Genomic DNA, 13,162 nt, shown 5'->3' on the forward strand with positions numbered 1-13,162 from the left:
AGCACCGGTCCTTCCCTCGGTTGGGGGTCAGCTGCCGCTCAGCCTTAATCCCAGCAACACCAGCGTCGCCAGGCCGAAAACCAGCGTCAGCACGCGCCAGAACAGCAGCGGATGGCGCTGCTGCAGCGGCGTGCGGTCCCGGCTCATGAACTCGGGGCCGGGCGCATAAAGGTCATGCGCCAGCTCTGACAGTGCCTGCTGACGCCGTGAGGGTTGGGGATGCAAGGCCTTGCGCAGCACGCGGTCCAGCCAGTCGGGCAGGTCGGGGCGCCGGGTGCGCAGCGGCACGTATTGCAGCTTGTGCAGGTCACGGGGGCCACGCACCTGGGGCACCTGCAGGCCGTAGGGCAGGGCGCCGGTCAGCATCTGGTAGGCCAGCACGGCCAGCGAGAACAGCTCGGACACCTGCGTGCCGCCGTCGCCGGTGAAGTATTCCGGCGCGGTGTACTGCAGGCTGCCGGCGATGTCGGTGGCGCGCGCATCGCCCAGGCCCTCGTTCAGGCCCGCCACATGGGCCGAGGCGAGGTCGATGAGGATGACAGTGCCCTGGCGGTCGATCATCAGGTTCTCGGGCCGCAGGTCCTGGTGCAGCATTTCCTTGCGATGCAGGGCTTGCAGGCCACGGGCGATCTGGTCGACGAGCTGGCGCACCTCGTCGAGCCCAGGCTTCGGGTGATCGGTCATCCACTGGGCCAGGGTCTGGCCGGTGATGAACTCCATCGCGGTGAAGAGGTGCTCACGCCGCTTCTCGGCCGGCGCGGCCTTGATGACGTGCGGGCTGTCGACGCGCCGCGCCACCCACTCCTCGATCGCGAAGCGGTCCAGGGCCCGGCTGTCGGTGCCCATCTCGGCGGAGGGCAGCTTGAGCGCCCATTCGCGCTCCTGGGCATCGACGGCCAGCACGACCTGGCTCCTTGCGCTCGCATAGAGCTCGCGAATGACGCGGTAGCCCTCGAACTCCATGCGCGGGGCCAACCGTGGCGGCAGGCGCAGGCGCTCCCGCTGCACGGGCGGCGCGAGCTGATCGGGCAGGGATTCAACGCGCGCCAGCATGACGGTGGCGTTGTCCTGGCTGCCCCGCGCCAGCGCCGCGGCCACGAGGGCCTGGGCGGCGGCCTGCAGGTCGGCGCCGTGGCGGCTGACGGTGCTGACGACGAGCGCCGGGTCCAGGTGCTCGTAGGCGCCGTCGGTGGCCAGCAGATAGGTCTCGCCGACCTCGGTGGGCCAGCAGGCGTGGTCGATCTCGAGATGCGGGCTGATGCCCAGTGCCCGGCCCAGATAGGTCTGGCCGCCGTCCAGGCGCACGCGGTGGTCGTGGCTCAGCTGCTCCAGCGCGGTGGGATGGATGCGGTAGGCGCGCGTGTCGCCCACATGCAGCAGGTGCACCTCGCGGCCCTTGAAGACCAGGGCGCTGAAGGTGCAGACATGGCCGCGGTCCTTGTCGAAGCGGCCTTCGCCGAGCTGCGTCTGGGCGTGCAGCCAGCCGTTGGTGGCGGCCAGCACGCATTGGGCGGCGCGGCGTACTGTCCAGGCCTCGGAGGTGCCGTAGTAGTCCTCCAGGAAGCCGCGCACCGCCGCCGCGCTGGCGATCTGGCTGACGGGGCTGCTGCTGATGCCGTCGGCAATCGCCAGCGCAATGCCCCGCGAGCGGCGCTGTGCGTCGGTCGGCAGGGCTGCGCCGTGGAAGTCCTGGTTCAGCGGCTTGACGCCGGCCTCGGAGTGCTGGCCGACTGCGACCCGTAGAGTCATGCAATGACACCGGAGCGTTTCGGGCCGAGCGCCGGGCCGCTCCCAAGCCGGCCCGCTTTGGCGATGTGCTTGCGGCTCGATGCCGCAAGCATCGCCGTCCCCTCGGGGGACCGGCCAAGGTACTCCTTGGACGAGGGGCTCACACGATCACGCGTTTGGGAGCTGTCTTGTAATGCGTCGAGTACAGCGACAAGCCCACGAAGGTCAGGCCGCCGACCAGGTTGCCGACCACGGTGGGAATTTCGTTCCAGATCAGGTAATCCATGATCGTGAACTTGCCGCCCAGCATCAGGCCCGAGGGGAACAGGAACATGTTGACGATGCTGTGCTCGAAACCCATGTAGAAGAACACCATGATGGGCATCCACATGCCGATGGCCTTGCCTGAAACCGAGGTCGACATCATCGCCGCGACCACGCCGGTGGACACCATCCAGTTGCACAGCACGCCACGGATGAAGAGGGTCAGCATGCCGGCGGCGCCATGGGCCGCGTAGCCCACCGTGCGGCCCTCGCCGATGGTGCCGATCTTCTGTCCGACCGCGTTGGGCGCCTCGCTGAAGCCGAAGGTGAAGATGATGGCCATGAAGACGGCCACCGTCAGCGCCCCAGCAAAGTTGCCGAAGAAGACCAGCGTCCAGTTGCGCATGACGCCGCCCCAGGTCGCGCCGGGGCGCTTGTCCAGCACGGCCAGCGGCACCAGCGTGAACACGCCGGTCAGCAGGTCGAAGCCCATCAGGTAGAGCAGGATGAAGCCGACCGGGAACAGCAGCGCGCCAACCAGCGGGTTTCCGGTGTTGACGCTGACCGTCACCGCGAAGGCCGCAGCCAGCGCCAGGATGGCGCCCGCCATGTAGGAGCGGATCAGCGTGTCGCGGGTGGACATCAGCAGCTTGGATTCACCGGCATCGACCATCTTGGTCACGAACTCGGTGGGTACGACGTAGGCCATGGTTTGTCTCCTCTTTCGCCAATCAAATAGTCAACGCAGCGCGACGAGCACGCGGCCGTCCTGCACCTGCACGGCATGGGCGCGCACCGACTGCTCGGGCGCTTCCAGGCACTCGCCGGTGTTCAGGTCGAAATGGTTCTTGTAGAGCGGCGACGCGACGACGATGCGCTCGCCCAGGTTGCCCACCAGGCCGCGGGCCAGCACGCTGGCGCCGGAGCGCGGGTCGATGTTGTCGATGGCGTGGAAGTTCTCCTGGCCCACGCGGAACACGGCCACGTGGTGGTCACCGACGCGAGCGGCCACGCCGGTGTTGGGCAGGATGTCGTCGACGGCGCAGATGTGGGTGAAAGTCATGTCGGCTCCTTGATCAAACGGTGGCTTCTTCTTCGCGCTCTTCGGCACGCGCGGGGCGGATCTGGCCGCGCTCTTCCACGAAGATGATTCGCTCGTCCGGCTTGTCGCTGTTGACGAAGGAGCGGAAGCGCTGGCGCACCTCGGGCGTCGTGACGGCCGTCTTCCATTCGCACTGGTAGGTGTCGACGACGGCCTGCATCTGCGCCTCCAGCTCGGCGGCGAGGCCCAGGCTGTCGTTGATGACGACGTCCTTCAGGTAGTCCAGGCCACCTTCGAGGTTGTCGCGCCAGGTGCTGGTGCGCTGCAGGCGGTCGGCCGTGCGCACGTAGAACATCAGGAAGCGGTCGATGTACTTGATCAGGTCGACCTTGCTCAGGTCGCTGGCGATCAGCTCGGCGTGACGCGGCTTCATGCCGCCGTTGCCGGCGACGTAGAGGTTCCAGCCCTTTTCCGTCGCGATGATGCCGACGTCCTTGCCCTGGGCCTCGGCGCATTCCCGCGTGCAGCCGGAGACGCCGAACTTGATCTTGTGCGGCGCACGCAGGCCCTTGTAGCGGTTCTCGATTTCAACGGCGAGGCCCACCGAGTCGTCGACGCCATAGCGGCACCAGGTGCTGCCCACGCAGCTCTTCACCGTGCGCAGCGACTTGCCGTAGGCATGGCCGCTCTCGAAGCCGGCGGCGATCAGCTCTTCCCAGATGAAGGGCAGCTGCTCGACGCGGGCGCCGAACATGTCGACGCGCGCGCCGCCGGTGATCTTGGTGTACAGGCCGTACTTCTTGGCCACCTGGCCGACGGCGATCAGGCCATCGGGCGTGACCTCGCCGCCCGGCATGCGCGGCACGACGGAGTAGCTGCCGTCCTTCTGGATGTTGCCGAGGTAGTAGTCGTTGCTGTCCTGCAGCGCGGCCAGCTTGGGCTCCAGCACGAACTCGTTCCAGCACGACGCGAAGATGCTGGCTGCCGCGGGCTTGCAGATGTCGCAGCCCAGGCCCTTGCCGTGCTTGGCCATCAGGTCGCTGAAGGTCTTGATGCCGCCCACGCGGATGAGGTGGTACAGCTCCTGGCGCGAATGCGGGAAGTGCTCGCAGATGTGGTTGTTCACGGCCATGCCGCGCTTGGCCATCTCGAACTTCATCACCTGGGTAACGAGCGGCACGCAGCCGCCGCAAGTCGCGCCGGCCTTGGTGCAGGCCTTGAGTGCGCCGATGGTGGTCGCACCGTCGCCGACGGCCGAGCAGATCTGGCCCTTGCTGACGTTGTTGCACGAGCACAGCTGGGCGCTGTCGGGCAGGGCGTCCGGGCCGATGCCGACCTTGGCCTTGCCGTCGCTGCTGGGCAGGATCAGGAACTCGGGGTCGGCCGGCAGCTTGATGCCGTTCAGCTGCATCTGCTGCAGCGTGCCGTACTCGGCGGCGTCGCCCACCAGCACGGCGCCGAGCAGCTTCTCACCGTCCTCGCTGACGACGATCTTCTTGTAGACCTGCTTGCGCTCGTCCACATATTGGTAGCTGCGGCAGTTCGGCGTCTTGCCATGAGCGTCGCCGATGCTGGCCACGTCCACGCCCATCAGCTTGAGCTTGGTGGACAGGTCGGCGCCGGGGAAGGCCGCCTCGGCATCGCCGGCGATATGGCGGGCTGCCACACGGGCCATCTCATAGCCAGGGGCGACCAGGCCGTAGGTCTGCTCGTTCCAGGCCGCGACCTCGCCGACGGCGTAGACATTGCGGTCGCTGGTGCGGCAGTGGTCGTCGATGACGACGCCGCCGCGCGGGCCGATGGCCAGCACGCACTGGCGGGGCAGTTCGTCACGCGGGCGGATGCCGGCGGAGAACACGATCATGTCGGTCTCCAGCCAGGTGCCGTCGGCGAACACCATGCGGTGGCGGGCCATCGCGCCGTCGGTGATCTCCAGGGTGTTGCGGCCGGTGTGGACCTGCACGCCGAGGTCTTCGATCTTCTTGCGCAGCACGCGGCCGCCACCTTCGTCGATCTGCACGGCCATCAGGCGCGGTGCGAACTCGACGACGTGCGTCTCCAGGCCCATGTCGCGCAGTGCCTTGGCGCATTCCAGGCCCAGCAGGCCGCCGCCGATGACGACGCCGGTCTTGGAGACCGCGCCGCTGGCTTTCATGCCTTCCAGGTCTTCGATGGTGCGGTAAACGTGGCAATGCGGCCGATCACGGCCGGGCACTGACGGCACGAAGGGGTAGGAGCCCGTGGCCAGCACCAGCTTGTCGTAGTGGACGACTTCGCCGTCGGCCAGCGTGATGGTGTGGTCGCGGCGCTCGATGGCCACGGCCTTGGCGGCCAGGCGCAGCTTGAAGCCGGGGTGGTTCTCGAAGAAGCCCTCGGGCACCAGGGACAGGTCCTCGGCCGATTTGCCCGAAAAGAATTCGGACAGGTGCACGCGGTCATAGGCCGGGCGTGGCTCCTCGCACAGCACCGTCACCTGCACGTCGGCGGCAGCAGGCCCCTCTGCGAGGGATTCGAGAAATTTCTGGCCCACCATTCCGTGGCCGATGAGGACGATGTGCTGCATGTCTTTTCAGGGCGAAGCAGGCTGCGCCGACGGGCTTGGAAAGGCCAGATCGGAGCCACCAGTAAGAAGGCCCCGAGAGCAGCGGTCTGCTCGGTCGGGGCCGGAAGATGAGGTTCGCCGCCTTTGGCGATGCTTCTGCGGAAGCAGAGGGCCGCGTCAGCGCAGCACCTCATCTCCTACGTCGCAAGGACCATGCCTGCGCCAGAAACGGGCATCGCCCATGAGCCGGCATGCACCACGCAGGGGTGGCACAGAGGCGGTGCGAGGCGACGCACCGCGGCGGGGCGCATCGCCCCGTCAGCGGGCCGGGCGGTCCAGCATCACCTCGAGGCCTTGCGCGTTCAGCTCGGCGTCCAGGGCCAGCCAGTCGGCGGCCTCGGCGTCAGCCGGGTGGCCGTGGCTGCGCAGGCGTGCGAGATAGCCATCCAGCAGGCCGGCCTTGAGCTGCTCGTGACGGCGCGGCGCGGCGCGCAGGGACTCGGCCAGCGCCACCATCTCGTCCACCTGCTCCAGCATCAGCGCGGCCAGGCGACGCACTTCGTCCACCGAGCCGCCGATGCGGCCGTAGTGGGTGACCTGCATCGCAAGCGGCTCGGCCGCCAGCAGCCGCGCGACGGTGGACTTGAGCGCTTCGGGCTCGAACTGCACCGGCGTGCTGGTCGGCAGGATCCAGGCGCGGCCGTCGACGTCGAAGGCGCGATAGGACAGGCCGAAGGTGTCGCCCGTGAACCAGCTGCGGCTCCTCTCGTCCCAGATCGCGTGGTGATGCCTGGCGTGGCCGGGGCTGTCGATGAGGCGTAGCGGCCGGCCGGCGAGGTGGATGACCTGCTCGTCATGGCTGGCCTCGGCGCGTTCAGCCGGCACGGGCACGAGCCTGCCGTAGCTGCGCTGCATCTCGGCCTCGCCGTAGACGGCGAGCGCTCCCAGCCATAGCGCCTTGGGGTCCACCATGTGGCGCAGGCCACGCGGGTGCACCAAGGCGCGGGCCTGGGGCAGGGCTTCCATCAGCAGGCCGACGCCGCCGGCATGGTCCAGGTGCACGTGGGTCGGGATCACCCAGTCCACTGCCTCCGGTGACAGCCCCAGCGCGTTCAATGCCGCCAGCAGGCGCGGCACGGCATGGTTGGTGCCGGTATCGATGAAGGCGGCGCGGCCGTTCTCGACCATCAGATAGGCGGCATCGAAGCGCGGGCGCTGGAAGCCGGTGTCGATGGCGTAGATGCCGTGGCCGAGGTCTTCGATGAAGTCAAGCATGAACGGGGCTTCCTAGAATCACCGATCACGATAGCCCAAGGAGGCCGCAGTGGCGGTGCACGAGATTTTGAAGATGGGCGACCCGCGCTTGCTGCGCGTGGCCCAACCGGTCACCGCCTTCGGCACGCCGGAGCTGAAAGCGCTGATCGCCGACATGTTCGAAACCATGGCCGCCGCCAATGGCGCGGGTCTGGCGGCGCCGCAGATCGGCGTGGACCTGCGCCTGGTCATCTTTGGCTACACGAAGAATGTGCGCTACCCGGATGCCCCGCCGGTGCCGCCCACCGTATTGATCAATCCGCAGATCGAAGTGCTGGACGGCGGCCGCACCGAGGGTTGGGAGGGCTGCCTGTCGGTGCCGGGGCTGCGCGGCGTCGTCGAGCGCGATGAACGCATCCGCTACACCGGCTTCGATGCCGATGGTGCGGTGATCGACCGCATCGCCGAGGGTTTCCATGCCCGCGTCGTGCAGCATGAGTGCGACCATCTGGACGGCATCCTCTACCCGATGCGGATCAAGGACTTCACTCGCTTCGGCTTCACGTCCGTGCTCTTCCCGGAGCTCGACCCCGCGTCCGACGACGACTGAGAGATGGAAACACTTGTAAGTGCGGTGCACCGCACGCGGATCTTGTGCGTTGCGCAGGCGCAAAGGAGCATTGGCTCATGACCACGTCCATCGAATCCAAGCTTGTCCTGAAGCGCAACAGCTGGCGCATGCTGGCTCTGGCGCTGTTCATTGCGATCGCGCCTGCCGTCAAGGCACAGGACGCCGACCGTGATCCTCCGACCCGCGCGGCCCGAGTCGTCGACGTTGTCGGCGATGCCTGGCTGTTCGACCACGACACCCGCGAATGGACGCGGCTGTTGCGCAACCAGACCGTCGGCGAGGGCGATCGCGTGCGCACCGACGACCGCGCCCGCATCAGCCTGCGTTCCGGCTCGACGTCAATCTGGGTTGACGAACGCAGCGACCTGGAGCTGAGCCAGCTCGATGAGGGCCAGACACTGCTGCAGATCGACCGCGGCGACGTTGCCGTGCGCCTGCGCAACTCCGAGAACGCCGCCGAAACCCGGCTGCGCACCCGTGAGGGTACGGCGCAGCCCGAGCGCGAGGGCCTCTACCGCGTGGAGCAACTCGACCGCGGCAGCAAGGCCTATGTCTGGCAGGGGCGCCTGCGATTTGAATGGGCTCGCACCGCCTCGCCCGTGACGCTGGGCACCGGCGAGCAGGCCGAATTCTGGTGGCCCGACGGTCCCCGCGCCGAGCGCAGCCCGCTGTTCAGCGACGGCTTTGGCGACTGGGTGCTGGCCGAAAGCCGCGAGGAAGGTGACCGCCCCGTCGCGCGCTACGTGTCACCCGAGATGACCGGCGCCGAGGACCTGGACCGTTACGGCCGCTGGGAGACGGCGCCCGAGTACGGCACGGTCTGGATTCCGACGACCATTGCCGTCGCGGACTGGGCGCCCTACCGGTACGGCCGCTGGACCTGGACGCGTCATTGGGGCTGGACCTGGGTGGACGACGCGCCCTGGGGCTTCGCGCCCTTCCACTATGGCCGCTGGGTCAGCTGGGGCGGGCGCTGGTGCTGGACGCCGGGCGCCTATGTGCACCGCCCGGTCTATGCACCGGCCCTGGTGGGCTGGGTCGGCAGTGGCTCCGTCAGCATCGGCATCAGCGTGGGCAGCCGTCCACCGCCGCCACGCTTTGGCTGGTACCCGCTGGCACCGCGTGAGGTCTATGTGCCGGCCTACCACCACAGCCCGCGCTATGTGAACCGCGTCAACGATCCGCGCGACGTGCGCGACCCCGTCACCGTGCGGCGCCCGCACCGATACCGCGATGCACCGGCGGCCGTCAGCACCTTGCCCGCCCCCGGCGCGGCCATCCAGCCGCTGCCGGTGCGCGGCCCCGACCGTCGCCCCGAGCCGGGCTGGAACCGCCCGCTGCCGACAGCGCCAGGCCGTGGGGACCTGGCAGCCGTGCTGCCGGCGGCACCCACCCGGCCGCCGGAGACCGAACTCCCGCGCCGCAATCCCCGCGCGCCGGAGGCCAGTATGGGCTGGCGCAGCGAGGGCAACCAGCGGCCCCAGCGCCGCGATCAACGCGGTCCTGACGCGCAGCCGCAGGTGCCTGTGCCTGCGGCGGCACAGCCGGCCGTTCCGGCCATCGCCCCTCAGCCTCAGGTTCCCCAGCAGCAGCGCCCCGGCGTCGAGCAGCCGCAGCGCAGTGGCGACAACATGCCTTGGCGCGCGCAGCAGCAACAGCAACAGCAACAGCAACAGCAACAGCAGCAGCAGCAGCAGCAACAGCAACAGCAACAGCTGCAACGGGAAGCGCAGCAGCGCGATACGCAGCATCGCGAAGCCCAGCAACGTGAGGTTCAGCAGCGTCGCGAGGAGATCCAGCAGCGCGAGGCGCAGCAGCGCGATACGCAGCATCGCGAAGCCCAACAGCGTGAGACGCAACAACGCGAGATGCAGCAGCGTCGCGAGGAGCAGCAGCGCCGCATCTCCCAGCCCGAGCCGCAGCGCCAGATCGAGGTGCCACGCCCGCAGCCTCAGCCGCAACCACAGGCGCAACCCCGCGCACAGCCGCGCGAAGAAGGCCCGAAGCGCGGCCGCCAGGACGGCGTGCCGACGCGCGGCGACAAGCAGCCGCGGGACCCCCAGCAGCAGGAGCGCTGAAGCAGCGGCTTGGTACGGCCGCCTAGAGCAGCGGCTTCAACGCCGGCCAGACGTTGTCCAGCATCAGCGGATGCGCCTTGGCCAGCGGGTGGATGCGGTCGCCCTGGAACCAATCCATCGCGTCTGCCCGGTCCGCCACGCCCTTGAGCAGGAAGGGCACGAAGGCCGCGCGGGCCTGCCTGGCGACCTGCTCGAACAGGTCGGCAAACTCCTTGCCGTAGGCCGTGCCGTAGTTGGGTGGCACCTGCATGCCGGCGATCAGCACCTTGGCGCCGCTCTCCTGGGCGGCCCGCGCCATGGCCAGCAGGTTGTCGCGCGTGCTCCCCAGCGGCAGGCCGCGCAGCGCGTCGTTGCCGCCCAGCTCGAGGATGACGATGGCCGGCTTGTGCGTGCGCAGTGCGGCTGGCAGCCGGCTGCGGCCACCTGCCGTGGTGTCGCCGCTGATGCTGGCGTTGACGACGCGGTAGGGCTTCTTCTGTTCGGCCAGGCGCTTTTGCAGCAGGGCCACCCAGCCGTCGCCGGCCTTGAGGCCGTATTCGGCGGACAGGCTGTCGCCGACGACCAGGATGACCGGTGCCTCGGCGGCCGCGGCCGCACCTGAGATCCCTGAAGAAAAGCCGGCGATCACCCCCAGGCTAAAGTGCGCCAACACCCATCGCCGCCGCAGTCCCGACATGCCCGAAGCCCTTGTTCAAGTTGACCAGATCACCAAGCGCGTGCGTGACGCGACCGGCGAGCTGACGATTCTGCATGACATCAGCTTCGAGCTGACTGCAAGGGAATCGGTGGCCATCGTCGGCGCTTCCGGCTCCGGCAAGAGCACGCTGCTGGCCATCCTCGCCGGCCTGGACACGCCCAGCGATGGCTCTGTCACGCTGCGCGGCCAGGATCTCTTCACGCTGGACGAGGACCAGCGCGCCGCCGTGCGCGCCCGCGAGCTGGGCTTTGTCTTCCAGAGCTTTCAGCTGCTGCCCAACCTGACGGCGCTGGAGAACGTCATGCTGCCGCTGGAGCTGCGCGGCGACCGCGACGCGCGCGAGCAGGCCGCCGCCATGCTCACGCGCGTGGGCCTGGGCGAGCGCCTGGGTCACTACCCGCGCGTGCTGTCGGGCGGCGAGCAGCAGCGCGTGGCGTTGGCTCGTGCCTTCGTGTTGCGCCCGGCGCTGCTGCTGGCCGATGAGCCCACCGGCAGCCTGGACTTCGCGACCGGCGCCTCGGTGATGGAGCTGATGTTCGAACTCAACCGCGAGGCCGGCACGACGCTGGTGCTCGTCACCCATGACCGGGAGATCGCCTCCCGGTGCGAGCGCCAGTTGCGCATCGAGGCCGGCCGCCTGGCGGCTTGAGCCCCTCGCCCGCTCCTGCCCCGCTGAACGCGGGCATGCCCGGTCGGTCCCCCGAGGGGACGGCGATGCTGCCCGGTTCGACCGGCCAGCACATCGCCAGACGGGCCGGCTAGGGAGCGGCCCGGCGCTCGGCCCGGCAAACGAAGTCAGTCAGCGAGCGCCTGGTCGAAGTCGGCGATCAAGTCTTCGGCCGCTTCCAGGCCCACCGACAGCCGAACCAGACCTTCTGCGATGCCCATGGCGGCTCGCGCCGCTTGGCCCATCTCCCAGAAGATGGTCGGCGCCACCGGGATGATCAATGTGCGCGTGTCGGCCAGGCCGGTGGCCTTGAGCGGCAGGCGCAGCCGGTTCAGCACCTCGACCATGCGCTCGGGGTCGCGCAGCTCGAAGCTCATCATCCATGAGCCGCTGCCGAACCAGGCGCGGGCCTTGTCGTATTCGGGATGGGTCTCGAGCATGGGGTAGTGCACGTGCTCGATGGCCGGGTGGGCGGCCAGGTGGCGAGCCAGCGCCAGCGCCGTATCGCTGCTGCGTTGCAGGCGCAGCGTCAGCGTCTCGGCGCCGACGAGGATGCGGTGGGCGGCCTCGCTGGACAAGGTGCCGCCCATGTCGCGCAAGCCCTTCTTGCGGATCTGCTGCAGGCCCCAGCCGCGCGCGTCGCCCTGGCGGTAGGCCGGGAAGATGTTCGGGTAGGTCGACCAGTCGAAGCAGCCGGTGTCGGTCACCGCACCGCCCAGGGCCTCGCCATGGCCGGCCAGCGTCTTGGTCAGGGAGTTCATCACCAGGCCGGCACCGAAGCGGTGCGGCTGGCACAGGGCCGGCGAGGTGACGGTGTTGTCGACGACGTAGAGCAGGCCGCGCTCACGGCACAGCGTGCCAATGCCTTCGAGGTCGGGAATGCGGGTGCTGGGGTTGGCGATGGTCTCGACGAAGACCAGCCGAGTCTCGGGCCGCAGCGCAGCCTGCACCGCAGCGGCCTCGCCGGCATCGACGCGGCTGACCGCGATGCCCAGACCCTCCAGCGTCTGGAAGAGGCTGTTGGTGTTGCCGAAGACGCGGTTGCTGGTGACGAGGTGGTCGCCCGCCTTCAGCAGCGTCAGGAAGAGGGCGCTCAGGGCCGCCATGCCGGTGGCGAAGCTGACGGTGCCGATGCCGCCTTCCATCTCCGTGACAACCGCTTCGAGCGCGGCCGTCGTCGGTGTGCCCTGGCGGGCGTAGTTGAAGCTGCCTTTGCTCTTGCCCTGGAAGACGGCGATCAGGTCCTCCACCTTCTCGTAGGCGTACTGCACGGAAGGATGGATGGGTGTATGGACGCCACCGAACTGGCGGTCAGGGCCGCTGGCGTGGACGAGACGGGTGCTGAGGGCGTCGGGCATGGTTTATCGGGTCCAGATGGCAGAAGACCCGCCGTAGCGGGTCTTGCAACAAGTGATCGGCAGGCCGGCTTACTTGCTGAACGTGTAGTCGGTCTTGGCCTTCTTGATCAGGCTGTCCTGGAACTCGGCCATCTTCTGCTGCTCGATGCGCTGCTTGATCTGGGCCTTGACGTCGTCGAAGGCCGGGAAGGTCGCGGGGCGGGTGTCTTCGAGCTTGATGATGTGATAGCCGAACTGGCTCTTGACCGGTTCCTGCGTCATCTCGCCCTTTTGCAGCGCCGTCATGGCCTTGCTGAATTCGGGCACGAAGTTGTTCGGATTGGCGAAGTCCAGGTCGCCGCCGTTGGCTGCGGAGCCGGTGTCCTTGGAGTTCTTCTTGGCCAGTTCCTCGAAATTGGCGCCGCCCTTGATCTGGGCGATCAGGGCCTTGGCGTCCTCTTCCTTCTCGACCAGGATGTGGCGGGCGCGGTATTCGTTGCCGGTGTTGGCGGCCTTGAACTTGTCGTACTCGCCCTGGGCTTCGGCATCCGTAACCGGGTTCTTGGTCTTGAAGTCGTCCATCAGGCCGCGGATCAGCAGCATCTGACGGGCCAGGTCCATCTGGACCTTGTAGTCGGCGGTCTGCGGAACGCCGCGCTTCTCGGCTTCCTGCATGAAGATCTCGCGGCGCACGACCTCGTCCTTGACCTGGGCTTCCAGCTCGGGCGAACGCTGCTGCTGGCCGCTCTTGGTGACTTGCTGGATCAGCGTCTCGACGCGCGCCTTGGGCACGGGCTTGCCGTTGACGGTGGCGACGTTCTGCGCGACTGCAGCAGCCGGCAGCAGGGCCGAAATGGTGGCCGCGACGACGGCGGCGAGCGCAAACTTCTTCATGGGTGGGGGAATTTGATTCAGGCTAAAA

At 68.3% G+C, this 13,162-nt stretch carries 11 protein-coding genes; 3 read left to right on the forward strand and 8 right to left on the reverse strand.

The genetic code is table 11. The features are described 5' to 3' along the window. Nucleotides 1-27 precede the first annotated feature (27 nt). The 5 genes from ACXJKJ_RS21195 to ACXJKJ_RS21215 all read right to left on the reverse strand — a co-directional run bounded on the left by ACXJKJ_RS21195 (nt 28) and on the right by ACXJKJ_RS21215 (nt 6,851). On the reverse strand, nt 28-1,749 hold the full coding sequence (locus ACXJKJ_RS21195; protein WP_457349557.1) for a protein kinase domain-containing protein: 1,722 nt from the start codon (nt 1,747-1,749) through the stop codon (nt 28-30). Nucleotides 1,750-1,888: 139 nt separating this feature from the next. Further along, nucleotides 1,889-2,701 carry a formate/nitrite transporter family protein gene (locus tag ACXJKJ_RS21200; RefSeq protein WP_056198371.1) on the reverse strand — a complete coding sequence of 271 codons (813 nt, stop codon included), beginning with the start codon at nt 2,699-2,701 and terminating at the stop codon, nt 1,889-1,891. Nucleotides 2,702-2,731: 30 nt separating this feature from the next. Further along, nucleotides 2,732-3,055 carry a nitrite reductase small subunit NirD gene (gene nirD / locus ACXJKJ_RS21205; protein ID WP_457392180.1) on the reverse strand — a complete coding sequence of 108 codons (324 nt, stop codon included), beginning with the start codon at nt 3,053-3,055 and terminating at the stop codon, nt 2,732-2,734. A gap of 13 nt (nt 3,056-3,068) precedes the next feature. Then, nucleotides 3,069-5,597, reverse strand: a complete 2,529-nt coding sequence (gene nirB / locus ACXJKJ_RS21210; protein ID WP_457323462.1) for a nitrite reductase large subunit NirB — start codon at nt 5,595-5,597, stop codon at nt 3,069-3,071. Between the two features lie 297 nt (nt 5,598-5,894). Then, nucleotides 5,895-6,851, reverse strand: coding sequence for an MBL fold metallo-hydrolase (locus ACXJKJ_RS21215; RefSeq protein WP_457323461.1), 957 nt, complete (start codon nt 6,849-6,851; stop codon nt 5,895-5,897). Between the two features lie 49 nt (nt 6,852-6,900). Here ACXJKJ_RS21215 and def point away from each other — a divergent pair, with 49 nt between their 5' ends. Both def and ACXJKJ_RS21225 read left to right on the forward strand, forming a co-directional pair. Next, on the forward strand, nt 6,901-7,440 hold the full coding sequence (gene def, locus ACXJKJ_RS21220) for a peptide deformylase (RefSeq protein ID WP_457323460.1): 540 nt from the start codon (nt 6,901-6,903) through the stop codon (nt 7,438-7,440). A 77-nt stretch (nt 7,441-7,517) separates the two neighbouring features. Further along, nucleotides 7,518-9,539, forward strand: coding sequence for a DUF6600 domain-containing protein (locus ACXJKJ_RS21225; protein ID WP_457392183.1), 2,022 nt, complete (start codon nt 7,518-7,520; stop codon nt 9,537-9,539). 22 nt (nt 9,540-9,561) lie between these two features. On the opposite strand, the gene ACXJKJ_RS21230 is transcribed toward ACXJKJ_RS21225, so the two are convergent. Next, nucleotides 9,562-10,215: an arylesterase gene (locus ACXJKJ_RS21230; RefSeq protein ID WP_457392185.1), complete on the reverse strand. Its 654-nt coding sequence runs from the start codon at nt 10,213-10,215 to the stop codon at nt 9,562-9,564. On the opposite strand from ACXJKJ_RS21230, the gene ACXJKJ_RS21235 reads away from it, so the two are divergent. Further along, nucleotides 10,214-10,885 (forward strand): ABC transporter ATP-binding protein, encoded by a 672-nt coding sequence (locus ACXJKJ_RS21235; protein ID WP_056198349.1) that lies wholly within the window; start codon nt 10,214-10,216, stop codon nt 10,883-10,885. The genes ACXJKJ_RS21230 and ACXJKJ_RS21235 overlap by 2 nt on opposite strands. Before the next feature lie 146 nt (nt 10,886-11,031). On the opposite strand, the gene ACXJKJ_RS21240 is transcribed toward ACXJKJ_RS21235, so the two are convergent. Both ACXJKJ_RS21240 and ACXJKJ_RS21245 read right to left on the reverse strand, forming a co-directional pair. Next, nucleotides 11,032-12,261: a cystathionine gamma-synthase family protein gene (locus ACXJKJ_RS21240; protein WP_457392188.1), complete on the reverse strand. Its 1,230-nt coding sequence runs from the start codon at nt 12,259-12,261 to the stop codon at nt 11,032-11,034. 69 nt (nt 12,262-12,330) lie between these two features. Further along, complete coding sequence (locus ACXJKJ_RS21245) at nt 12,331-13,134, reverse strand: peptidylprolyl isomerase (RefSeq protein WP_457392191.1); 804 nt, start codon at nt 13,132-13,134, stop codon at nt 12,331-12,333. Nucleotides 13,135-13,162 lie beyond the last annotated feature (28 nt).

The organism is Roseateles sp. P5_E1, from assembly GCF_054049335.1.